Source organism: Pantoea sp. UBA5923 (genome assembly GCF_002431095.1).
Classification (GTDB): domain Bacteria; phylum Pseudomonadota; class Gammaproteobacteria; order Enterobacterales; family Enterobacteriaceae; genus Pantoea; species Pantoea piersonii.
On the sequence record NZ_DJDN01000010.1, the window covers coordinates 91,032 to 112,697 of the forward strand.

Below are 21,666 nucleotides of genomic sequence, written 5' to 3' on the forward strand. Positions count from 1 at the left end.
AAACAGGGCCGCAGCCCTGAGTGATGCGCGACGCCGCAGCGCGATGATTACACTTCGATATCGGCCATATCGCCTTTTTCCTGCAGCCAGTTGCGACGATCTTCCGAGCGCTTCTTGGCCAGCAGCATATCCATTACCCGCAGCGTCTGCTCGACGTCGCTCTCATCCACCGTTAACTGCACCAGGCGGCGCGTGTTGGGGTCGAGCGTGGTTTCGCGCAGCTGCAGCGGGTTCATCTCACCCAGCCCTTTAAAGCGCTGCACGTTCGGCTTGCCCTTCTTGCGCTTGAGCTGCTCCAGCACGCCCTCTTTTTCATCTTCATCAAGAGCGTAATAGACCTCTTTGCCGAGATCGATACGGTAGAGCGGCGGCATCGCGACGTAAACGTGGCCGCCTTTCACCAGCGAACGGAAATGTTTTACAAACAGCGCGCACAGCAGCGTGGCGATATGCAGGCCGTCCGAGTCCGCATCGGCGAGGATGCAGATCTTGCCGTAGCGCAGCTGGCTGAGATCTTCGCTGTCGGGATCGATGCCGATCGCCACGGAGATGTCATGCACCTCCTGCGACGCCAGCACTTCGTCGGAGGAGACCTCCCAGGTGTTTAGGATCTTGCCCTTCAGCGGCATGATCGCCTGATATTCGCGATCGCGCGCCTGCTTGGCGGATCCGCCTGCGGAGTCCCCTTCCACCAGGAAGAGTTCGGTTTTATTCAGGTCCTGCGCGGTGCAGTCGGCCAGCTTGCCCGGCAGCGCCGGTCCGCTGGTGAGCTTTTTACGCACCACTTTTTTCGCCGCGCGCATACGGCGCTGCGCGCTGGATATCGCCAGCTCCGCCAGCTGTTCTGCCGCCTGCACGTTCTGATTGAGCCACAGGCTGAAGGCGTCTTTCACCACCGCCGAAACGAAGGCGGCGCACTGGCGCGACGACAGACGCTCTTTGGTCTGTCCGGCGAACTGCGGATCCTGCATCTTCACCGAAAGCACGTAAGCGCAGCGATCCCAGATATCTTCCGCCGACAGCTTCACGCCGCGCGGCAGAATATTGCGGTATTCGCAAAACTCGCGCATGGCGTCGAGCAGGCCCTGACGCAGGCCGTTGACGTGCGTGCCGCCCTGCATGGTCGGGATCAGGTTGACGTAGCTTTCGGTCAGCAGCTCGCCGCCTTCCGGCAGCCATAACAGCGCCCAGTCCACCGCTTCCGTCTCGCCAGAGAAGCTGCCGACGAAGGGTTTTTCCGGCAGCGTCGGCAAACCGTTAACCGCTTCGCACAGGTAGTCGGTCAGGCCATCTTCATAGCACCAGCGCTGTTCGGTATTGTTTACCTTGTCTTTAAAGACAATCTCAACGCCGGGACAGAGCACCGCTTTTGCCTTCAGCAGATGGGTCAGGCGAGACACAGAGAAGCGCGGGCTATCAAAGAAGCTTTCGTCAGGCCAGAAGTGAACGCTGGTGCCGGTGTTGCGCTTCGCTACAGTGCCGGTTTTGGTCAGCTCCTGCACCTTTTCGCCGTTTTCGAACGCGATGTCATACACTTCGCCATTGCGGCGCACCGTAACTTCCACCCGCTTTGACAGGGCGTTGACCACGGAGATGCCGACGCCGTGCAGGCCGCCCGAGAACTGGTAGTTTTTGCTGGAGAACTTGCCGCCCGCATGCAGGCGACACAGGATCAGCTCAACGGCGGGAACGCCCTCTTCCGGATGGATATCCACCGGCATGCCGCGTCCGTCGTCGATTACTTCCAGCGACTGATCGGCGTGCAGAATCACTTCGACCCGTTTCGCATGGCCCGCCAGCGCCTCATCGACGCTGTTATCAATGACTTCCTGACCGAGATGGTTAGGACGCGTCGTATCGGTGTACATGCCGGGACGACGGCGAACAGGCTCAAGGCCGGTCAGAACCTCAATAGCATCCGCGTTATAGCTTGATTGACTCATGATAAATTTCTAATCAGAAGCGTGAAATTATGTGCAATTTCCGCGAGTTAGTCGTGATTCAGACCCAGAAAGTCCAGAATCTGCGGGAAATAGCGCTCGAATCCGATAAACGCATGATTACCGCCCTGCTCCACCGTTTGTCGGCACGCGCTGTAGTAGTCGAGCGCCTGGCGGTAATCCAGCACTTCGTCGCCCGTTTGCTGCAGCAGCCAGAGTAAATCGGGCGCTTCCAGCGGGTCAATCTGCATGACTTTCAGATCGTAAATGTGGCGAGACTCTAACACATATTGCTGGCCCGTGTAGGGATTCCGGTTCACTCCCAGATAATCGGTCAGCAGCTCAAAGGGGCGCACCGCGGGATTGACCACCACGGCGGGCAGCATAAAGCACTGGGATAGCCAGGTGGCGAAATAGCCGCCCAGCGAAGAGCCGATTAAGCCGAGCGGCTGGCCGCTCAGCGCCATCACTTTCTCTTCCAGCAGCGCAGCGGCGTCGGCGGGAAAGGCGGGCAGCTGCGGCACAATAACGTCGATATGCGGATGCGTCGCCGCCAGCCACTGCTGCAGCTGCGTCGCCTTGGCGGAGCGCGGCGAGCTGTTAAAACCATGCAGATAGAGCAGCGCCGCCATGCGTCAGTATCCGTCCGAATCCAGATCCGGCCGAAAAGCGTCGGTTTGCAGCCGCTCCACTTCGGTGTCGAAAGAGCCATCGGGGTAGAGCGTAAACCAGCGCCAGCCGGGCGCGACGGTATCAATGGTGAAGCTGGTGCAGTGCGGTTTGAACTGCACGCAGGTAGAAGGCGTCGCCAGCACGCGGCGGTCACGCCAGACAAGATCCATCTCCTGATGGATATGGCCGCACACCAGGGTGCGCGCTAAAGGATAGTTTTGCAGCACCGCGTCCAGCTGATGGGAGTTGCGCAGGCTGTGCTGATCGAGCCAGGTGCAGCCGCTGGCCTGCGGATGATGGTGCAGCACCACCAGCGTGTGACGCTGCGGCCTGGCTGCCAGCGTCTTCTCCAGCCACTCCAGCTGGTAGTCGCTCAGCATGCCGTGTGGCACGCCGAATACCTGACTGTCGAGCATTACCAGCTGCCAGTGTTCGCCGAGCAGCACGTGCTTATACGCAGCGATCTTCGCCTCGGCCAGGGTATCGACCATTGCCGGCTGGAAATCGTGATTGCCTGGCAGCCAGACGCAGGGTTTTGGCAGACGTGTGATGCCCTCAGCGAAGTGCTGATAGGCTTCGACGGAGTGATCCTGAGCGAGATCGCCGGTGGCGATAATCAGATCATAGTCGCGCTGCTGCGCCGCTATGGCGTCCAGCACCGCGTCATAACTCGCCCAGGTATTAACCCCCAACAGCGATTCATTTTTTCCAGCGAAAAGGTGGGTGTCCGTGATTTGCAAAATCCTGATCCCGGCCCCATTCGCCGCAGGAAGTGTTAGCAGGCTATCCAAAGCGTTTCCTTCGTCTCCACGCCGCATAATGCATTATCTGTGCGATCAGCAGACCGGCGTCGCCATCGCGCCCTGCGCCAGGCAGTAGCGCAACCAGTCTGCCAGAAACTGGTTAATCTGATGTTTTTCGTCGCGCTGATGCAATTTTTTATTGGGATAATCATAGCGCGCTTTAAAGCGATAGATCTGCTGTGTTGAACACACTTCGGCGACCAGCGCATCGTGATAGAGCCGCACCGACATCGACGGCAGACTCCAGTAGCTGACGGTAGGCGCCACCTGGCGAATCTCCACCAGCGTGGTATAGCGCGTGGACTCTTCTATGGTCAACTGATAGCGGGCGCCGTTTACCTGATAGACCACCGACGCGCCAGCCTCGTCGCTGCGCGGCAGTAAACGACGCAGCTGGGCGAAATTGGTTTCGCAGAGCCGCATCATTTCGGGGAAATCAGGGATATAGCGCTGTTTCATTTTAGCTTCCACTCTTCTCGTAGTTTTTCATAGTGCAACGCCAGCCATTGCAGGGCGATGACGGACGCCGCGTTATCGATAATCCCCTCTTCCACCCAGCGGTAAGCCTGTTCGCGGCTCACCACATGCACAAGAATATCCTCATTCTCTTCCTCCAGGCCGTGGCATCCTTTTGCCAGGCTGGCATCCACTTCTCCCACCAGGATCGATAAACGTTCACTGGTGCCGCCAGGGCTGGCGAGATAGTTTAACACGGGTTTAACGCGACCGACGGTCAGCCCCGCTTCTTCTACGGCTTCACGTCGCACCACATCTTCGGCGCTTTCGTTGGGCTCGATAATGCCCGCCACCATTTCCAGCAGCCAGGGCGTTTTGCTGACGTCAAAGGCAGGAATGCGGATCTGTTCGATCAGCACCACTTCGTCACGTAAGGGATCATAGGGTAGCAGTACGGCGGCGTGTCCACGCTCGAAAACTTCGCGCACCACTTCGTTGCTCATTTCGCCATTAAAACGGCGATGGCGAAACCGGTAACGAACAATGGAAAAAAAACCTTTCCAGGCGGTTTCGCGTGCAATAATTTCTACATCGTTTTTTGTAAAAGTCACTGGGGATTTTTTTTCGCCGCTCATCGTCGGACTCCTTATGCAGATTGGGACGGAGCGGCAAAAAGCCAACCCACAGGCTCCATCCGAGTGGTTCTTTCTGAATTATTTACGTAAATTAGGGAGAGAAGGCACGTTCAGCCAACTTATCTCACAGTCGCACTCTGCTAGAATCTGCGATTATTTTTTGGCTTATCCGGCAGCGCTACCCCTGTTATTTGCTGCAACAAAAGGAATGCAAATGAAAAAACTGCTCCCACTTCTCATTGGGCTGAGCCTGGCCGGTTTCAGCCTTGCCAGCCAGGCAGAGGACCTGCTGCAGGTCTATCAACAAGCGCGTCTGAGCAACCCGGATTTACGTAGCTCCGCAGCCACCCGTGACGCCGCCTTTGAAAAGATCAATGAAGCGCGCAGTCCTTTGTTGCCTCAGTTAGGTTTAGGCGCGGATTACACCTACAGCAATGGTTATCGCGACAGTAGTGGTCTTCATTCCAACACGACCAGCGGATCGCTGCAATTAACCCAGACCATTTTTGATATGTCAAAATGGCGCGCGCTGACGCTGCAGGAAAAAGCTGCCGGCATTCAGGACGTGACCTATCAGGTCGCGCAGCAGGATTTAATCCTGAATACCGCTACCGCCTACTTCAATGTATTAAAGGCGATCGACACCCTTTCATACACCGAAGCGCAAAAACAGTCGATTTATCGCGAGCTGGATCAAACCACCCAGCGTTTTAACGTCGGCCTGGTGGCGATTACCGATGTCCAGAACGCCCGCGCGCAGTATGACAGCGTGCTGGCGAACGAAGTGACCGCGCGCAACAACCTCGACAATATGATCGAGTCCCTGCGTCAGATTACCGGCAATGAGTACCTTTCGCTGGCGTCGCTGAATATCGATCGTTTTAAAACTACCAAACCTGATGCGGTCAGCGCGCTGCTGAAGCAGGCAGAGAGCCGTAACCTGAACCTGTTGTCGGCGCGTCTGAACCAGGATCTGGCGCGCGAGCAGATCCGCTCCGCTGAAACCGGCCATATGCCGACGCTGGATCTGACGGCTTCAACCGGCCTGTCGAACAGCAAATATGGCGGCAGCCGCGCTAACCAGAGCGCAGGCAGCACCGACTCTATCAGCGGTACCAACCAGGTGGGCCTGAGCTTCTCTCTGCCGCTCTACAGCGGCGGCGCGGTCACCTCGCAGGTGAAACAGGCGCAGTATAACTACGTCAGCGCCAGCGAGCAGCTGGAGAGCGCGCATCGTTCTGCCGTGCAGACAGTGCGTTCTTCTTATAACAACGTGAACGCTTCTGTGAGCAGCATTGAGGCTTACAAACAGGCGGTAGTGTCCGCGCAAAGCTCGCTGGATGCGATGGAAGCGGGCTATCAGGTTGGTACGCGCACCATTGTTGACGTGCTGGACGCGACAACGACGCTCTACAACGCCAAGCAGCAGCTCTCGGACGCGCGTTACAGCTATCTGATTAACCAGCTGAATATCAAATATGCGCTGGGTACGCTGAACGAGCAGGATCTGCAGCAGCTTAACAGCCAGCTCGGCAAAGAGATCTCTACGTCGCCGGAAAGCGTCGCGCCTGAAAATCCGCAGCAGACCGCACGCGTCGATAACGGCCCGTCGGCAGAGCCTGCGACCCCTGCGGCGCGCCCTGCCGCCAGACGCAGCAGCGCGAATCCGTTCCGCAATTAATCCTCTACGGGCCGCTTTGCGGCCCGTCTCGCCGTTAAACGTATAACAACGTAAAGATCCTTTCCTCATCAGGCCCTCAGCTTCATTTTCCACCAGCGATCCCCTATCCTGAGCATCACCTTTGGGCACAGGATGAAAGATATGAAACGGACAAAAAATATTCGCCATGCCGCTTTTCGTAAAAGCTGGCAGGCTCGACATTTAACGCCTGTCGCACTGGCCATTGCCGCGGTATTTGCCCTGGCGGGCTGCGAGCAGAGCGATGAAACGGTCTCCATGTATCAAAACGCAGATGACTGCAGCAAGGCCAATCCAGGCCAGAGCGCGCAGTGCACCGCGGCTTACAACAACGCGCGGAAAGAAGCGGAACGCACCGCGCCGAAATACGCCTCGCGCGAAGACTGCGTAGCGGAGTTCGGCGAGAATCAGTGCCAGCAGGCGCCAGCGCAGGCAGGTACGGGCACGACGCAGAACGCCGAAGCGCAGCAGAGCGGCAGTTTCTGGATGCCGCTGATGGCGGGCTACATGATGGGCCGTCTGATGGGCGGCGGCGCAGGCGTCGCTCAGCAGCCGCTCTTTTCTCCGCGCACGCCGAACAGCCCGGCGAACGGCCAGTTTGTTGACGCGTCGGGTAAAAACTACGGCCCCGCCACATCCGGCCGCACCATGAACGTGCCGAAAACTGCGCTGGCACCGAAACCGGCCACCACCACTACCACTGCGCGCGGCGGCTTCGGCGAAACGGTCGCGAAGCAGAACAGCATGGCGCGCAGCAGCGCCACTGGCACTTCCAGCCGCTCGCTGGGAGGCTAAGGCCGATATGCAACGCATTGCGATTAACGAGCGTCCTGACTGGCGCGCAAAAGCGACGGAATATGGCTTTAATTTTCACACCATGCACGGCGAGCCGTACTGGTGCGAGGATGCCTACTACCAGTTCACCCTGGCGCAAATAGAGAAACTGGAAGCGACCACGGCGGAACTGCACCAGATGTGTCTGCAGGTGGTGGAAAAAGTGGTCAGCAGCGAACAGCTGCTGGAGAAATTCCGCATTCCGAAACACACCTGGGATTTCGTACGTGATTCCTGGAAGCTGCGTCAGCCGTCACTCTACTCGCGTCTGGATCTCGCCTGGGACGGCAAGGGCGACGCAAAGCTGCTGGAGAACAATGCGGACACGCCGACCTCGCTTTATGAAGCGGCTTTTTTTCAGTGGATCTGGCTGGAGGATCAGCTTAACGCCGGGCAACTGCCCGCGGGCAGCGATCAGTTCAACAGTCTGCAGGAGAAGATTATCGAGCGTTTCGCTGAGCTGCATCAGCAGCATGGCTTTCAGTGGCTGCACTTCGCCTGCTGCCGCGATACCGAAGAGGATCGCGGTACGGTGCAGTATCTGCAGGACTGCGCTAACGAAGCTGGATTGCCGAACGAATTTCTCTACATTGACGACATCGGCCTCGGTGATAAAGGGCAGTTCACCGACGTGCAGGATCAGGTAATCAGCAACCTGTTCAAGCTCTATCCGTGGGAGTTTATGCTCCGCGAGATCTTCTCCACCAAGCTGGCAGATGCGGGCGTACGCTGGCTGGAACCCGCCTGGAAGAGCATCGTCTCCAACAAGGCGCTGCTGCCCCTGCTGTGGCAGATGTTTCCCAACCATCCCAATCTGCTGCCCGCTTATTTCGCTGAAGACAACGTGCCGCACATGGATAAATATGTGGTTAAGCCGCTGTTCTCACGCGAAGGTGCCAATATTCGCATCGTGGAAAACGGTCAGGAGATTGCGCGCGTCGACGGGCCCTATGGCGAAGAAGGCATGATTGTGCAGCAGTTCTACCCGCTGCCGAAGTTCGGCGACAGCTATACGCTGATCGGCAGCTGGCTGATTGACGATCAGCCAGCTGGCATAGGTCTGCGCGAGGATCGCGACCTGATCACGCAGGATCTGTCGCGCTTCTATCCTCACGCCTTTATCGAGTAAACAAGGCGGGCCGCGCTGGCCCGCTTTTCTTTTAGCCCACCTGTACCGACAGCATGCTGATAGCACCCATCTCAATGCCGTTTACCGGCACAGTTACCGGCTCGTCAGCCTGACGCGTACCCAGTACATAGAGCAGCGGCAGGTAGTGCTCCGGCGTCGGATTCGACAGCGCTGCGTCCGGATGCTGCATAAAGTTCACCAGCGGATGCGCGACAGCGTCGCCCTGAAAGGCCAGATTATTCTGCACGAATTGATTAAAGCGCTGCGCCCAGGGCCAGGCCTCCGCCGTTTCGTCCCAGCGCACCTTGCGCAGGTTGTGCACCACGTTGCCGCTGGCGACGATCATCACGCCGCTGTCGCGCAGCGCTGCCAGCTTTTTGCCCTGCTCAAAGTGCCAGGCAGGCGGCTGCGTCGCATCCACGCTGAGCTGAACTACCGGAATATCGGCGTCAGGATACATCTTGATCAGCACGCCCCAGCTGCCGTGATCGAATCCCCACTCATGGTCAAGGCGCACCTCTACCGGCGCGAGCGTATCTGCGATCTCCTGCGCCAGCGCAGGCGAACCTGGCGCGGGATAGCGCGTATCAAACAGCGCCTGCGGGAAACCACCGAAGTCATGGATCGTGCGCGGATCTTTCATCGCCGTGACCGCCGTGCCGCGCGTGTACCAGTGCGCCGATACCGCGACAATCGCGCGCGGACGCGGCAACGTATCACCCGCCTGACGCCAGGCCTGCGTATAGCGGTTCTCTTCCAGCACGTTCATCGGGCTGCCGTGTCCCAGAAACAGCGCGGGCATACGTGTTTGCATCATTTATCCTCACCTATTCTCTGTCGGGTAACGATACGCCCTTTAACTGCGGCGGAAACGCGCATAAACGTGATGAAGTCCATCAGTGATTTTGAATAAAAAAAGGCCGACACATCTTTACCAAAATTAACTCGACGTTTCGTAGGGTTATCGCTAATTTTATGCGAATGATTATCATTAAGGAGAATGCGATGTCGGTACCTCTGCTGCTTACCGTGCTGGCTGGCGGCGCCACCTTTATCGGCGCGATATTCGGCGTGCTGGGACAGAAGCCGTCCAACCGTATGCTGGCCTTTGCGCTCGGCTTTGCGGCGGGGATTATGCTGCTGATTTCGCTAATGGAGATGCTGCCGACCGCGCTGCGCACCGAAGGCATATCGCCCATACTCGGTTACGGCATGTTTATGCTGGGCCTGCTCGGTTATTTCGCGCTCGATCGCCTGCTGCCGCATCAGCATCCGCAGGATTTGATGGCGGCGCAGCGTCAACCGGCGAAACTGCGCCGCACAGCTATCCTGTTGACGCTGGGCATCAGCCTGCATAATTTTCCCGAAGGCGTCGCGACCTATGTCACCGCCAGCAGCGATATGGAACTGGGACTAGGCATCGCGCTGGCGGTGGCTATACACAATATTCCTGAAGGTCTGGCAGTAGCCGGGCCTATGTACGCCGCCACCGGCTCGAAAAGCAAAGCGCTGTTCTGGGCGTGCGTCTCTGGAATGGCGGAGATCCTCGGTGGACTTCTGGCGTTTTTGCTACTCGGTCCAGTATTGTCGCCAGTGGTTATCGCTGCGGTGATGGCGGCTGTCGCGGGAATTATGGTGGCACTGTCGGTGGATGAGCTTATGCCGCTGGCGCGCGAGATCGATCCCCATAACAATCCGAGCTATGGCGTGCTGTGCGGCATGACGGTGATGGGCGCAAGTCTCGCGCTGCTGCAGGTAAGCGACTTAAGCTAAGCGCCAGTAGCTAAAAAAAACGGGCCGCTAACGGGCCCGTTTCTTTTTCATTAGCGGCTCAGCTTAGCTGGCCTGGCGCGTTTCGCGCGCGCGGCGGTAAGCGACCAGATCTTCAATGGTGACCACCGGCATATTGTTCGCTTTAGCGAAGACAATAGCTTCCGGCGCGTGCGCCATAGTGCCGTCGTCGTTGGTCAGTTCACACAGCACGCCTGCTGGCTTAAAGCCCGCCAGCGTCACCAGATCGATAGTCGCTTCGGTATGGCCGCCGCGTGCCAGAACGCCGCCGTCGCGCGCGCGCAGCGGGAAAACATGGCCCGGACGATTCAGGTCGCTCGGCTTCGCGTTATCAGCAATCGCCGCGCGAATAGTCGTGATGCGATCTTTAGCTGAAACGCCGGTGGTTACGCCTTCAGCAGCTTCAATGGTAACCGTAAAACCGGTGCCGTAAGAGCTGGTGTTGTTCTCCACCATCATCGGCAGCTCAAGCTGCTGACGACGCTCTTCGGTCAGGCAGAGGCAAACAATGCCGCTGCCGTGGCGGATGGTCAGCGCCATCTGCTCAACGGTCATGGTTTCCGCTGCGAAGATCATATCGCCTTCGTTCTCGCGGTCTTCGTCGTCAAGCACCATCACGCCGCGTCCCTCACGGAGCGCAGCCACTGCACGTTCTACACGCTGTTCCGGCGTGCCAAATTCAGAAAGAAGCGTCTGATTCATGGTAATAAAGCCTTATAAAATATATGAGTTACCAGAATCAGGGCGAGCTTAGGAGTGATGTCATTAAGACATAGCAATAACGCGAAGCGGGCGTAGCCCGGCAGATGTCGTTACCCTCTCCCATCCGGACTTTAACCGTCGGCCCCGGAATTACACCGGATCTGCTGACCTTCCCGTTGCCGGAAAGCGCTCGCGGGCTTTCAGCTACTGCTGATTTACCGCCGGTGGGGAATTTCGCCCCGCCCTGAGAATAAGCAAAATTACTATAGCGCCAATCCACAGGCCGGGCAATCGACAAAACCGCAAATGCTTTTGCATTTCAGGCTGTATAGAGTGCTCATCAGCGGCAAAGAGAGTGCAAGCCGCGCGTCAGGAAAATGGCGGGGCGAGCAGGCAAGGAGGTCGGGTTTTACGCTTTTGCGATCGGACGCTCTCTGGCGCACAGACAGGTTAATCATCACCGGGAGTGTTTTGCCCTTCCCGCCGTATCGATTTCGGGTTTAACCTTTTCGTTTCAGGCATTACACTTAACCCTTATCAGGATCCAACCCCTGCTGTCACCAGCAACACGAAACCAGGAAATCATCATGATCGACACGAAAAAAATTGAACAACTTGCGCGTCAGGTGCACGAGGCGATGCCGAAAGGGATTCGTGAATTTGGCGACGATGTCGAAAAGAAAATCCGCCAGGTTCTGCAGGCGCAGCTGACACGTATGGATTTGGTTAATCGTGAAGAGTTCGACGTGCAGACGCAGGTGCTGCTGCGCACGCGTGAAAAGCTGGCCGCGCTGGAACAGCGTCTGGCACAGCTGGAAAGCCATCAGCCTTCCGCGCCAGCCCCGGCAGTCGTTACGCCCGATCCGGCAGGTAAAATCGACACGCCGCAGTAAATATTTATGGCGGGCGCGACGCGCCCGCCCGCATTATTACTCGCCGCGAATGGTTTTGATGATGTTTGTGGTAGAGATGCCGTCCTCGAAGTTAAGCACGCGCACGTCGCCGCCGTTTGCCCACACCTCTTTGCTGCCCGCGATATCTTCCGGCTTGTAATCACCGCCTTTTACCAGCAGATCGGGCAAAACGCCTGCGATCAGACGCTGCGGCGTATCTTCTTCAAACGCCACTACCCAGTCCACCGCTTCCAGCGCGCCGAGCACAATCATACGATTGACCAGCGGGTTCACCGGACGGCTGTCGCCTTTCAGGCGTTTCGTCGAGGCATCGCTGTTGACCGCCACGATCAGGCGATCGCCCAGCTTGCGCGCATTGGCCAGATAAGAGACGTGGCCCGCGTGCAGAATATCGAACACGCCGTTAGTCATCACCACTTTCTCGCCGCGCTTGCGTGCCTGCTCTACCGCGATTTTAAGCTGCGCTTCGTTCATGATGCCGAAGCCTTCATCCGGACGCGCATGAATGGCGTTTTCCAGCTCGACCGGGCTAACCGTAGAGGTACCCAGCTTGCCGACCACGACGCCCGCCGCCGCGTTCGCCATAAAGCACGCTTCTTCAAGGGAATCGCCCGCCGCCAGCGTCGCCGCCAGCACGCCGATAACGGTATCGCCCGCGCCGGTTACGTCAAAGACTTCCTGCGCCTGCGTCGGCAGATGCAGCGGCGCCTTGCCAGGCTGGAGCAGCGTCATGCCGTTTTCAGAGCGCGTCACCAGCAGCGCGGAGAGTTCGTAATCCGCCACCAGCTGCATGCCGCGGCTGACAATCTCTTCTTCGCTTTTGCATTTGCCGACCACCGCCTCAAACTCCGACAGGTTCGGCGTAAGCAGCGTCGCGCCGCGATAGCGCTCGAAGTCGGTGCCTTTAGGATCGATCAGCACCGGCACATTCGCCTCGCGCGCCAGCTGGATCATGGTCTGCACGCTGGAGAGCGCGCCTTTCGCATAGTCGGAGAGCACCAGCGCGCCGGCGGCCGCCAGCGACTGACGCAGCCGCTGATGGATAGGTTCCGGATCGACCTGCTCAAAACCCTCTTCGAAATCGAGACGGAGCAGCTGCTGATTGCGTGACAATACGCGCAGTTTGGTGATGGTGGGATGGGTTTTGACCGCAACGAAGTCACAGCGCACGTTGACGTTTTTCAGCGTTTCGCTCAGCACGCGCGCCGCATCATCTTCGCCGGTTAAGCCGATCAGCTGCGAAGCGGCGCCCAGCGCTGCAATGTTCATCGCCACGTTTGCCGCGCCGCCGGGACGCTCTTCGATAGCGTCCACTTTCACCACCGGCACCGGCGCTTCAGGAGAGATACGGCTGGTTGGGCCATACCAGTAGCGATCCAACATCACATCGCCTACGACCAGCACCGAAGCACGGTCGAACGCGGGCAAAGTAACTTTCATTCCAGACACTCCAGACTGCAGTAAAAATAGTGCGCGGATGATAGCACAGATGCGATCCGCGCTATCAACAGGCGCTTAAGGTGTTAGCGGCGACGCCAGCCAGCGCTGCCAGCTTGCCATTACGGTTTGCCGCTCGGCGGCAAAGGCGTCCGGCTCGACATGGGCGGGCAGCTCCTGCAACGCCAGATGATGCAGCGCGTCGCGCAGCGTGACATAGGCATGCGTCAGCGCCTGCGCTTCCTCTTCCGGCATTTTGTTATAGCGCGCCGCCAGCTCGAAGATACGCACATTGTCGGACCAGCGCGTCAGTTCAGGCTGTTCGGCGGCCCAGGCTAAGACCAGATATTGCGCGATGAATTCAATATCGGTAATGCCGCCCTGGTCGGTTTTAATCTCCCAGCGTCCTTTATGTTTGTTGCTGAGGTGCGCGCGCATTTTTTCGCGCATTTCCCGTACCTCTTTTTGCAGCGCTTCAGGCGCGCGCGGCAGGCAGAGAATAGCGCGGCGAATCGCATTAAAGCGTCCGGCCAGCGCGTCATCGCCAAATACCACGCGGGCGCGCACCAGCGCCTGATGCTCCCAGGTCCATGCCTCGTGGCGCTGATAGTCGTCAAAGGCGTCAAAGGTGCTGACCAGCATGCCCGCGGCGCCGGAAGGCCGCAGCCGCGCGTCCACCTCGTAGAGAATGCCTGAGGCGGTGCGAGTGCTAAAGAGATGCATAATGCGCTGCGCCAGCCGCAGATAGAACTGGCGGCCATCAATGCTGCGTTTTCCGTCCGTGACCGTCTCTGCCGGACAGTCATGGAGGAATACCAGATCGAGATCGGAGCTGTAGCCCAGCTCCCAGCCGCCCAGCTTGCCGTAGCCCAGCACCGCGAAGCCGCGCTCGCTCTCGCTTTTCAGATGTCCCGGCCGCCCGTAGCGCTGCACCATCATCAGCCACGCCTGTTGCACCACCGATTCGATAATCGCTTCCGCCAGCCATGTTAAGTGATCGCTCACTTTCATCACCGGCAGCGTTCCTGCGATATCCGCCGCCGCAATGCGCAGCAGCTGCGCCTGTTTAAACTGGCGCACCGCCTCAAGCTGCTGCTCTTCATCATCAACGGGAATACGCATCAGATACTGGCGCAGCTCGTCGCGGTAGGCGTCGGTGGCGGTCGGCTGATAGAGCGTTGCGGGATCGAGCAGCTCATCCAGCAGCAGCGGATAGCGCGCCAGCTGGCTGGCGATCATCGGCGATGCCGCGCAGAGGCGGATTAAATGCCGCAGGGCGCCGTGATATTCGGTCAGGAGTTCAAGATAGGTGCTGCGCGTCAGCACGCCCAGCAGCAGCGGAACAAGGCGGCTGAAGGTCACGGCGGCGTCGTCTCGCGGACACACTTCGCTCAACAGGCGCGGCATAAGCTGGTCGATCGCCAGCCGCCCGCGTGGACCGATAGTGCGACGGCTAATGTCCTGACGAAAATCCTCCAGCGCACGATGCAGCGAACGTCGCTGGTCATCGCCTAATTGCGGTACCAGCGGTACCAGCTCCGCATCCTCCAGCGAATCCTGCCACATGCTGCTGAACTCCTGCAGCTCAGGCTGATCGCTGATTTCAGGGATATCTTCGCCGATCAGTTCGTCGAAGATAGCGCGCACCGCCGCCATATGCGTTTCAAGCTGCGCCGTCAGGGCGGGCCAGCTCTCTGCGCCCATCGCCCAGGCGAGCCGCGCGCGATTGAGCGGATCGGTCGGCAGCGTCTGGGTCTGTTCGTCGGCGATGCTTTGCAGCAGGTTCTCCAGACGACGCAGGAAAAGGTAAGCCTCGCGCAGCGTAGCGACCTGCTCTGCCGTCAGTAGCGCCAGCTCGCCAATGGCTGAGAGCGTCGGCAGCAGGGAGCGCTGCTGTAGCGAGCGCTCACGTCCGCCACGTATCAGCTGAAACACCTGCACGATAAATTCGGTTTCGCGTATGCCGCCTGCGCCCAGCTTAATATTGTTGGTCAGACCGCGCCGCCGCACTTCGCGCGTGATCATGCTCTTCATATTGCGCAGCGACTGAATCACGCTGAAGTCGATATAGCGGCGATAAATAAACGGGCGCAGCATCTGCTGCAGCTCCTGGCTCCAGCGATCCTGATCGTCGCCCATCAGGCGCGCCTTAACCATCGCATAGCGCTCCCAGTCGCGGCCCTGCTCCTGATAGTAATCCTCCAGCGCGGCGAAGCTCAGCACCAGCGGGCCGCTGTCGCCGAAAGGACGCAGCCGCATATCGACGCGGTAGACGAAGCCGTCCATGGTGGGCTGATCCAGTACCTTAATAAGCCGCTGTCCCATGCGCGTAAAAAACTGCGCATTATCCAGCTCGCGTCGGCCGCCGCGCGTCGCGCCGTTTTCCGGCCAGGCAAAGATAAGGTCGATATCGGAAGAGAAGTTAAGCTCGCCGCCGCCCAGCTTGCCCATGCCGAGGATAAGCATCGGCTGCGGCTCGCCTGCGCTGTTGCAGGGCGTGCCGAAATCCCGGCAGCACGCCTGATACACCCAGTCACGCGCGCGGCCAATCAGCACTTCCGCCAGCACGCTAAGCTGTTGCAGGCTCTGTTCGGTGCTCGCGTCGTGCAGGCACTGCATCCAGGCGATGCGCACCAGCATGCGGCGGCGGAACAGCCGCAGCGCGCGCATCAGCGCTGCCTCGCTGTCGACCGTGGCGATGTCGTCATCCAGCCAGCGCGCGTAGTGCTGCCATTCATCCGGCTGTGGCGGTTGCTGCTGAAGCGCCAGCCACCATTCCGGCTGACGCTGCAGGTTTTCAGCAATGAAATCACTGAAGGCCAGCGCGGCGCGCTGCGCGTCGGTCAGGACATCAGCGGCAAGGCCGAGGCGCTCAGCCACGCTGGCCGCCTGCGCCTGTAACTCTGCGGGTAACTGCGGCAACATCTTCTCTCCCTGATGGATTAGATCATCGTGGCGCGCTGCTGTTCAGCCAGAAGGCGGGCTGGCGAATCGCCTGAGCCGCCAGCGATTTCAGCCAGCGATCCTGATTTTGCGCTATAGACTGCTGCAGCTGTTCCCACGGCGACAGCCAGACGGCAACGGCTTCCGGCGCATAGGCGCCCGCCAGCAGATGCACCGCCAGCAGCTGGCGCGACAGGCGCGTCGCTTTGTCGTGATATTCGTTCGCCTGCTGCACATCGCTGAAGGTCTCTTTCAGATCCGCCGCGATACGGCTCAGCATAATGTCGCTGAAGCGCTTAAAGGAGCCGTTGAGCTTCGCCTGATTCTTTGCATCGATCCAGGGCTGCCACTGCGACTCCACCAGCCAGTGAGTAAGCGCTAACTGGGTTTCGACGGAGAGCGCTGAAAAGCTCAGCGCCTGCGCATCTTTTACCGGTTCGGCGAGGATCTCTTCCAGCGTGGTGAGTTTCTGGCGCAGCTCGCTGCTCGCCTTGCGCGGCACCAGCGCGCCGAACAGAGAAAAGGCCTGACGCAGCGCTTCCAGCGCCTCGACGACGCTGTGCTGCGCCTCGGGATTACCGCGCAGCCAGACCTCTTCATGATACTGCCAGTGGCTGAGGGCGCTGGACATGGCGGTGACCATCCCCTCTTCTACCGTCGCTTTCGGCGCGGCCTTTAACAGCGGGAACGGACGCAGCGGACGCGGCGGATTGCCCTGCGCCAGCTGGTAGCCCCGCGCCGCTTTGCTCAGGCTCCCCAGACGCAGGCCGCCGTTTGCGATAAGCTGTCGGGCAAAGGTCATCATGTCGTTGCGCTGACCGCTTTTCAGCTCCAGCTCCACCTCAAAGAGATCTTCGCTCAGCGTCTCTGTGGCGACTGCGCCGCGATCGAACGCCACTTCTACTTCGCTTTCGCCCACCTGAACCAGCCAGGTTTCACGCTGGAAATGGGTGCTGAAGAGCGGCTGCAGGCGCTGCTGCAGCGCGGCGATGTCGGTGCCCTGCGGCCAGACCTCAGCGGGCAGTCGCGCGATATCGAGTTTCGCTTCGGGCAGGTCGATATTGTATTCCGCACGCTGATGCAGGCCGCCGAGGGTTTTTCCGGCGGTTTTAAGCGTCATCTCGTGATGACCGTCAACGCCGCGAATACGCAGGCCCATATCCCAACGACGCAGCTGGTTGTCATCCGTCTCAAAATAGACGTTGCTTAACGCGCGCGCGGCATGGTGCTGGTGGGGAAAACCGGCGAGGGTTTGCGCCAGCTTGCTGGCGGCGTCAGGGGTGGCAATGAACTTTAGCTCGATTTCGATGGTCATAATTTTTTATTCAATACGCTGCTGGCACTTACGAGGGTTATCTGGCGAAGATTAATGCACTGAAGGCGTGCTGTCTCTGCTTTCTTTGCGCTTTCGCTACCCTTTTCGCAGGGAAATGAGACCAGGATAGTTCTCATTCAGATTTATGCGAGGCGGTTCCAGACTGTGCCGGTAAATTTACAGACCCCCAAGCTAAAACGACATCGAATGAAAAAAATTGTAATCGCAGGCCTTACCTTGTTGGCTATTAGCACGCTCACGCCAGCCCATGCAGACGAAAAACGCTACATCTCCGACGAATTATCCACCTGGGTTCGCAGCGGACCGGGCGACCAGTTTCGCCTGCTCGGCAAGCTGAACGCGGGTGAAGAAGTGCAGCTGGTGCAGACTAACACCGACACGAATTACGGCCAGATCCGCGACTCGGAAGGCCGTACCGTCTGGATCCCGCTTTCGCAGCTCAGCGCCGAACCCAGCCTGCGCACGCGCGTGCCGCAGCTGGAGCAGCAGGTAAAAGATCTTACCGCTAAGCTGGGCAATATCGATAACAGCTGGAACCAGCGCACCTCGGAAATGCAGAATAAAGTCGCCAACAGCGACAGCGTGATCAACGGGCTGAAAGAAGAAAACCAGAAGCTGAAAAACGAGCTGATCGTGGCGCAGAAAAAGGTCAGCGCCGCCAACGTTCAGCTGGATGACAAACAGCGCACCATCATCATGCAGTGGTTTATGTATGGCGGCGGCGTGCTGGGCGTCGGCCTGCTGCTGGGGCTGGTGTTGCCGCATATGGTGCCGCGCCGCAAGAAAAAAGATCGCTGGATGAACTAAGCCTTCTTCCGCGCTTTCTTGTCATACGCGACCGGGTCGGCGCGGATGACAAGGCCCGCTGTAAGGTCACTATTTTAAGGGCATCCTTTGATGTCCTTTCTGTCATGCCTGCAATCTGGCCATTGTGTGCAACAATAGAGCAACAAGCGTGCTGAATGTTCAGCGGCGAATTTGCCCTGCGGCGCGCCTTATTTATTATCTCTGGAGTTGTTGAGTGAAGACCTATTTAGTAGGCGGCGCCGTTCGCGATGCGCTGTTAAAACTGCCGGTCAAGGACCGGGACTGGGTGGTAGTCGGCGCGACGCCTGAAGCGATGCTGGCGCAGGGTTTCCAGCAGGTCGGCCGCGATTTCCCGGTATTTCTCCATCCGAAAAGCCGCGAAGAATACGCGCTGGCGCGCACCGAACGGAAAAGCGGCAATGGCTATACGGGTTTTGTCACCTGGTCCGCGCCCGATGTAACGCTGGAACAGGATCTGCAACGCCGCGATCTGACCATCAACGCCATTGCGCAGACGGAAAGCGGCGAGCTGATCGATCCCTTTCATGGACTGCGCGATCTACAGACGCGCCTGCTGCGCCACGTTTCTGACGCCTTTAATGAAGATCCGCTGCGTGTACTGCGCGTGGCGCGCTTCGCCGCGCGTTTCGCGCATCTTAATTTCCGTATTGCCGAAGAGACGCAGGCGCTGATGCGCCAGATGGCGGAGAGCGGCGAGCTGAGTCATCTTACCGCCGAGCGCGTCTGGAAAGAGACGGAAAAAGCGCTGACCTCGCGCAATCCGCAGGTCTATTTTCAGGTGCTGCGCGACTGCGGCGCGCTTGAAGTGCTGTTCCCGGAGCTTGACAGGCTGTTCGGCATTCCCGCGCCGGCGAAGTGGCATCCGGAGATCGACACCGGCGTGCATACGCTGATGACGCTGACGCTGGCGGCATCGCTGTCGGATGAGGTCGATGTGCGTTTCGCTACGCTGTTCCACGACGTCGGCAAAGCGCTGACGCCGCCAGAGAAGTGGCCGAGCCATCACGGACACGGCGCGGCGGGTGTGCCGCTGGTCGAGGCGCTCTGTCAGCGTCTGCGCGTGCCGAACGCTATTCGCGATCTGGCGCTGATCGTTACGGAATATCACGACGTGGTGCATACCATTGAACGCCAGTCCGCCGATGCCCTAGTGGCGCTGTTTGATCGTATCGACGCCTGGCGCAAACCCCATCGGGTAGAGCAGATAGCGCTGACCAGCGAAGCGGACGCGCGCGGACGCGCCGGGCTCGAGAGCATGGCCTATCCGCAGGGCGACTATCTGCGTCAGGCGTTCGCGCTGGCGCAATCGGTGCCGACCAAAGCGGTCATCGAGGCGGGTTTCAAGGGCGCTAAGGTAAGAGAAGAGCTGACGCGGCGTCGTATTGCCGCCGTGGCGCAAGGAATTGCGGAGATGCGGCCAGCCTGATGGCTGGCCGCGCAGGCATTACATAAAGATAGCGTAGACGGCTGCCGCTACGATAAAGCGGTAGATGGCGAAAGAGACGAACGAAATGCGTTTAATCAGCTCAAGGAAGGCTTTAATCGCAATCAGCGCCACGATAAACGCGGTCACGAAACCGACGGCGAACATCGGAAAATCGCTCATCGTCAGGAAGCCGATGCTTTTATAGAGATCGAGGCCGGTAGCCCCCATCATCATCGGCACAGCGAGAATAAAAGAGAACTCTGACGCTGCGTAACGACTAACGCCCATCAGCATGCCGCCGGAAATGGTGGCGCCGGAGCGAGAGAAGCCCGGCCAGAGCGCAAGGCACTGGAAACAGCCGATCATAAAGGCCTGGCGATAGGTAATATCGTCAATCCCCACCGCTTTCGGCTGTTTCGGCTTCAGGTATTCCGCCGCCAGCAGCAGCAGGCCGCCGACCACCAGCGCGTAGGTGACGTTAATCGGGTTGAACAGCGTTTTGATCTGGTCGTGCAGCACCAGCCCGATGACGACCGCCGGAACCATTCCCAGCAGGATATGGATCAGCGTCAGATGCCCGCGGCCCACGCCTTCATGCTTTACTTCGCCAAAATGAATGCCGATTAATCCAAAGAGACGACGCCAGAACATCACCACCACGGCGAGTATGGATCCAAGCTGGATCACCACTTCGAAGGTTTCTGCTTTATCGCCCTCAAAGCCCAGCAGGTGGCCGACAATAATCATGTGCCCCGTGGAAGAGACAGGCAGGAATTCCGTTAGCCCCTCCACGACGCCCAGGATTGCAGCTACCCAAAGCTGATGAATATCTGCCATCAAATTTTCCTTATGTCCGTTTCAAACCCATTAAAAAGGCGGTCGCGATTTTGCTTCCGCCTGAAATTCTGCCATCGTCAGCCTGAGGGAAACCTTAAGGCTTTCGGCGCCCTTAGCGTTTAACAACGCACCGGCAGAGCGTATGGCAGACAATAATTTGGTTTGGTTTCACTGTGATGGCAATCACAACGTATTCATTTAGGAATAGTCCCGCGCTCGATGCGCACGCCGACCTGATTTGCCTGCGCAACCGCGCCCGGTTTGGCGACCCGGATACGCACGCCTGGCGTACCGAAACGCGTCATCAGCAGATCCGCGATTTCCTCCGCTACGCGCTCCACCAGCGCGAAGCGCGTACCGCTGAGGTGCGTCAGGATCGCCTCAGAGACCTCGGCATAGCTTAAACAGTGGTTCACATCGTCGCTGCGCGCCGCCTGGCGGTTGTCCCACGCCATTTCGACATCGAGCACCAGCTTCTGCTGAATGCCCTGTTCCCAGTCGTAAACGCCAATGGTGGTGAACACCGTAAGTTGTTCGATAAAAACGATATCCATGATGACACTCTCTGTTTTTGGCTAAGCCGGATACCACTTCCGGCGTATAATGCGTATTATCCACGGTTAACGAAGACAAAACGACCCTAAAGGAAACGGTACGGTAATATGAGTGCTATCGCGCCTGGTATGATTTTTTTCGCGTATCTTTGCGGTTCGATTTCGAGCGCCATTCTGGTCTGCAAAATCGCCGGACTGCCCGATCCGCGCACTCAGGGTTCAGGTAATCCTGGCGCGACCAACGTGTTGCGCATCGGCGGCAAAGCCGCAGCGGCCTGCGTTTTGGTTTTCGATATCCTCAAAGGCATGGTGCCGGTCTGGCTGGCGTACCTGCTGCATCTCGCCCCGCTTTATCTTGGCCTTACCGCTATTGCGGCCTGTCTTGGCCATATCTATCCGGTGTTTTTCCGCTTTCGCGGCGGCAAAGGCGTTGCGACCGCGCTGGGCGCTATCGCGCCGATCGGCTGGGATTTGACCGGGCTGATGACTGGCACCTGGCTGCTGACGGTGCTGCTGAGCGGCTACTCGTCGCTGGGGGCGATTGTCAGCGCGCTGATTGCGCCCTTCTACGTCTGGTGGTTTAAGCCGCAGTTCACCTTTCCGGTGTCGATGTTGTCATGCCTGATTCTGCTGCGTCATCACGACAATATTCAGCGTTTGTGGCGTGGTCAGGAGAGTAAAATCTGGAAGCGCAAAAAAGCGCGCAAAGAGGAATAACAGAGCCGAGGCT

At 58.6% G+C, this 21,666-nt stretch carries 20 protein-coding genes and 1 riboswitch; of the genes, 8 read left to right on the forward strand and 12 right to left on the reverse strand.

The genetic code is table 11. The features are described from left to right. Positions 1-47: 47 nt before the first annotated feature. Genes parE through nudF form a run of 5 tightly spaced genes read right to left on the reverse strand, consistent with a single transcriptional unit; the run spans position 48 to position 4,506 of the window. A complete protein-coding gene (gene parE, locus B3797_RS01630) occupies positions 48-1,943 on the reverse strand; it encodes a DNA topoisomerase IV subunit B (protein WP_311783793.1) in 1,896 nt (631 codons plus the stop codon). Positions 1,944-1,990: 47 nt separating this feature from the next. Further along, positions 1,991-2,572, reverse strand: a complete 582-nt coding sequence (gene yqiA / locus B3797_RS01635; RefSeq protein WP_311783792.1) for an esterase YqiA — start codon at positions 2,570-2,572, stop codon at positions 1,991-1,993. Between the two features lie 3 nt (positions 2,573-2,575). Further along, positions 2,576-3,403, reverse strand: coding sequence for a 3',5'-cyclic-AMP phosphodiesterase (gene cpdA / locus B3797_RS01640; protein WP_311783791.1), 828 nt, complete (start codon positions 3,401-3,403; stop codon positions 2,576-2,578). A gap of 45 nt (positions 3,404-3,448) precedes the next feature. Next, positions 3,449-3,874 (reverse strand): DUF1249 family protein, encoded by a 426-nt coding sequence (locus B3797_RS01645; protein ID WP_311783790.1) that lies wholly within the window; start codon positions 3,872-3,874, stop codon positions 3,449-3,451. Beyond that, on the reverse strand, positions 3,871-4,506 hold the full coding sequence (gene nudF, locus B3797_RS01650) for an ADP-ribose diphosphatase (protein WP_120454785.1): 636 nt from the start codon (positions 4,504-4,506) through the stop codon (positions 3,871-3,873). Before nudF ends, B3797_RS01645 begins: the two co-directional genes overlap by 4 nt. Positions 4,507-4,720: 214 nt before the next feature. Between nudF and tolC the strand changes: the two genes are divergently transcribed. From tolC to B3797_RS01665, 3 genes are all read left to right on the forward strand, one after another. Then, positions 4,721-6,187 carry an outer membrane channel protein TolC gene (gene tolC / locus B3797_RS01655; protein WP_311783788.1) on the forward strand — a complete coding sequence of 489 codons (1,467 nt, stop codon included), beginning with the start codon at positions 4,721-4,723 and terminating at the stop codon, positions 6,185-6,187. A 141-nt stretch (positions 6,188-6,328) separates the two neighbouring features. Then, positions 6,329-7,000 carry a DUF1190 family protein gene (locus tag B3797_RS01660; protein ID WP_311783787.1) on the forward strand — a complete coding sequence of 224 codons (672 nt, stop codon included), beginning with the start codon at positions 6,329-6,331 and terminating at the stop codon, positions 6,998-7,000. A 7-nt stretch (positions 7,001-7,007) separates the two neighbouring features. Beyond that, positions 7,008-8,168, forward strand: a complete 1,161-nt coding sequence (locus B3797_RS01665; protein ID WP_311790205.1) for a glutathionylspermidine synthase family protein — start codon at positions 7,008-7,010, stop codon at positions 8,166-8,168. 31 nt (positions 8,169-8,199) lie between these two features. Here the strand turns inward: B3797_RS01665 and ygiD are convergent, their stop codons facing one another. Continuing rightward, a complete protein-coding gene (gene ygiD, locus B3797_RS01670; RefSeq protein WP_311790206.1) occupies positions 8,200-8,985 on the reverse strand; it encodes a 4,5-DOPA dioxygenase extradiol in 786 nt (261 codons plus the stop codon). A gap of 188 nt (positions 8,986-9,173) precedes the next feature. Between ygiD and zupT the strand changes: the two genes are divergently transcribed. After that, complete coding sequence (gene zupT / locus B3797_RS01675; protein WP_311783784.1) at positions 9,174-9,941, forward strand: zinc transporter ZupT; 768 nt, start codon at positions 9,174-9,176, stop codon at positions 9,939-9,941. A gap of 63 nt (positions 9,942-10,004) precedes the next feature. On the opposite strand, the gene ribB is transcribed toward zupT, so the two are convergent. Beyond that, a complete protein-coding gene (gene ribB / locus B3797_RS01680) occupies positions 10,005-10,661 on the reverse strand; it encodes a 3,4-dihydroxy-2-butanone-4-phosphate synthase (protein ID WP_311783783.1) in 657 nt (218 codons plus the stop codon). 108 nt (positions 10,662-10,769) lie between these two features. Further along, a riboswitch (FMN riboswitch) is annotated at positions 10,770-10,917 on the reverse strand. 331 nt (positions 10,918-11,248) lie between these two features. Here ribB and ubiK point away from each other — a divergent pair. Beyond that, positions 11,249-11,554, forward strand: coding sequence for a ubiquinone biosynthesis accessory factor UbiK (ubiK, locus tag B3797_RS01685; RefSeq protein WP_033752486.1), 306 nt, complete (start codon positions 11,249-11,251; stop codon positions 11,552-11,554). Between the two features lie 36 nt (positions 11,555-11,590). Here ubiK and hldE read toward each other — a convergent pair whose 3' ends face one another. The 3 genes from hldE to B3797_RS01700 all read right to left on the reverse strand — a co-directional run bounded on the left by hldE (position 11,591) and on the right by B3797_RS01700 (position 17,270). Next, positions 11,591-13,015 carry a bifunctional D-glycero-beta-D-manno-heptose-7-phosphate kinase/D-glycero-beta-D-manno-heptose 1-phosphate adenylyltransferase HldE gene (gene hldE, locus B3797_RS01690; protein WP_311783782.1) on the reverse strand — a complete coding sequence of 475 codons (1,425 nt, stop codon included), beginning with the start codon at positions 13,013-13,015 and terminating at the stop codon, positions 11,591-11,593. 75 nt (positions 13,016-13,090) lie between these two features. Further along, a complete protein-coding gene (gene glnE / locus B3797_RS01695) occupies positions 13,091-15,937 on the reverse strand; it encodes a bifunctional [glutamate--ammonia ligase]-adenylyl-L-tyrosine phosphorylase/[glutamate--ammonia-ligase] adenylyltransferase (protein WP_311790207.1) in 2,847 nt (948 codons plus the stop codon). A 22-nt stretch (positions 15,938-15,959) separates the two neighbouring features. Further along, positions 15,960-17,270 (reverse strand): inorganic triphosphatase, encoded by a 1,311-nt coding sequence (locus B3797_RS01700; protein WP_311790208.1) that lies wholly within the window; start codon positions 17,268-17,270, stop codon positions 15,960-15,962. 207 nt (positions 17,271-17,477) lie between these two features. Here B3797_RS01700 and B3797_RS01705 point away from each other — a divergent pair, with 207 nt between their 5' ends. Continuing rightward, entirely contained in the window at positions 17,478-18,098 is a 621-nt protein-coding gene (locus tag B3797_RS01705; protein ID WP_311783779.1) for a TIGR04211 family SH3 domain-containing protein, read from the forward strand. A 214-nt stretch (positions 18,099-18,312) separates the two neighbouring features. Next, positions 18,313-19,545 carry a multifunctional CCA addition/repair protein gene (locus B3797_RS01710; RefSeq protein WP_311790209.1) on the forward strand — a complete coding sequence of 411 codons (1,233 nt, stop codon included), beginning with the start codon at positions 18,313-18,315 and terminating at the stop codon, positions 19,543-19,545. 18 nt (positions 19,546-19,563) lie between these two features. Here B3797_RS01710 and bacA read toward each other — a convergent pair whose 3' ends face one another. Both bacA and folB read right to left on the reverse strand, forming a co-directional pair. Continuing rightward, the gene (gene bacA / locus B3797_RS01715; RefSeq protein ID WP_126690330.1) at positions 19,564-20,382 is read right to left on the reverse strand and encodes an undecaprenyl-diphosphate phosphatase; all 819 of its coding nucleotides are present in this window, start codon (positions 20,380-20,382) and stop codon (positions 19,564-19,566) included. A gap of 194 nt (positions 20,383-20,576) precedes the next feature. Next, entirely contained in the window at positions 20,577-20,936 is a 360-nt protein-coding gene (folB, locus tag B3797_RS01720; protein ID WP_311790210.1) for a bifunctional dihydroneopterin aldolase/7,8-dihydroneopterin epimerase, read from the reverse strand. Positions 20,937-21,044: 108 nt separating this feature from the next. Here folB and plsY point away from each other — a divergent pair, with 108 nt between their 5' ends. Next, the gene (plsY, locus tag B3797_RS01725) at positions 21,045-21,653 is read left to right on the forward strand and encodes a glycerol-3-phosphate 1-O-acyltransferase PlsY (protein ID WP_120454812.1); all 609 of its coding nucleotides are present in this window, start codon (positions 21,045-21,047) and stop codon (positions 21,651-21,653) included. Positions 21,654-21,666 lie beyond the last annotated feature (13 nt).

Bases quoted from the DNA above. Each gene is read 5' to 3' on its own strand.
- parE (WP_311783793.1), bottom strand. From the start codon at position 1,943: ATGAGTCAATCAAGCTATAACGCGGATGCTATTGAGGTTCTGACCGGC.
- yqiA (WP_311783792.1), bottom strand. From the start codon at position 2,572: ATGGCGGCGCTGCTCTATCTGCATGGTTTTAACAGCTCGCCGCGCTCC.
- B3797_RS01645 (WP_311783790.1), bottom strand. From the start codon at position 3,874: ATGAAACAGCGCTATATCCCTGATTTCCCCGAAATGATGCGGCTCTGC.
- nudF (WP_120454785.1), bottom strand. From the start codon at position 4,506: ATGAGCGGCGAAAAAAAATCCCCAGTGACTTTTACAAAAAACGATGTA.
- tolC (WP_311783788.1), top strand. From the start codon at position 4,721: ATGAAAAAACTGCTCCCACTTCTCATTGGGCTGAGCCTGGCCGGTTTC.
- B3797_RS01660 (WP_311783787.1), top strand. From the start codon at position 6,329: ATGAAACGGACAAAAAATATTCGCCATGCCGCTTTTCGTAAAAGCTGG.
- B3797_RS01665 (WP_311790205.1), top strand. From the start codon at position 7,008: ATGCAACGCATTGCGATTAACGAGCGTCCTGACTGGCGCGCAAAAGCG.
- ygiD (WP_311790206.1), bottom strand. From the start codon at position 8,985: ATGATGCAAACACGTATGCCCGCGCTGTTTCTGGGACACGGCAGCCCG.
- zupT (WP_311783784.1), top strand. From the start codon at position 9,174: ATGTCGGTACCTCTGCTGCTTACCGTGCTGGCTGGCGGCGCCACCTTT.
- ribB (WP_311783783.1), bottom strand. From the start codon at position 10,661: ATGAATCAGACGCTTCTTTCTGAATTTGGCACGCCGGAACAGCGTGTA.
- ubiK (WP_033752486.1), top strand. From the start codon at position 11,249: ATGATCGACACGAAAAAAATTGAACAACTTGCGCGTCAGGTGCACGAG.
- hldE (WP_311783782.1), bottom strand. From the start codon at position 13,015: ATGAAAGTTACTTTGCCCGCGTTCGACCGTGCTTCGGTGCTGGTCGTA.
- glnE (WP_311790207.1), bottom strand. From the start codon at position 15,937: ATGTTGCCGCAGTTACCCGCAGAGTTACAGGCGCAGGCGGCCAGCGTG.
- B3797_RS01700 (WP_311790208.1), bottom strand. From the start codon at position 17,270: ATGACCATCGAAATCGAGCTAAAGTTCATTGCCACCCCTGACGCCGCC.
- B3797_RS01705 (WP_311783779.1), top strand. From the start codon at position 17,478: ATGAAAAAAATTGTAATCGCAGGCCTTACCTTGTTGGCTATTAGCACG.
- bacA (WP_126690330.1), bottom strand. From the start codon at position 20,382: ATGGCAGATATTCATCAGCTTTGGGTAGCTGCAATCCTGGGCGTCGTG.
- folB (WP_311790210.1), bottom strand. From the start codon at position 20,936: ATGGATATCGTTTTTATCGAACAACTTACGGTGTTCACCACCATTGGC.
- plsY (WP_120454812.1), top strand. From the start codon at position 21,045: ATGAGTGCTATCGCGCCTGGTATGATTTTTTTCGCGTATCTTTGCGGT.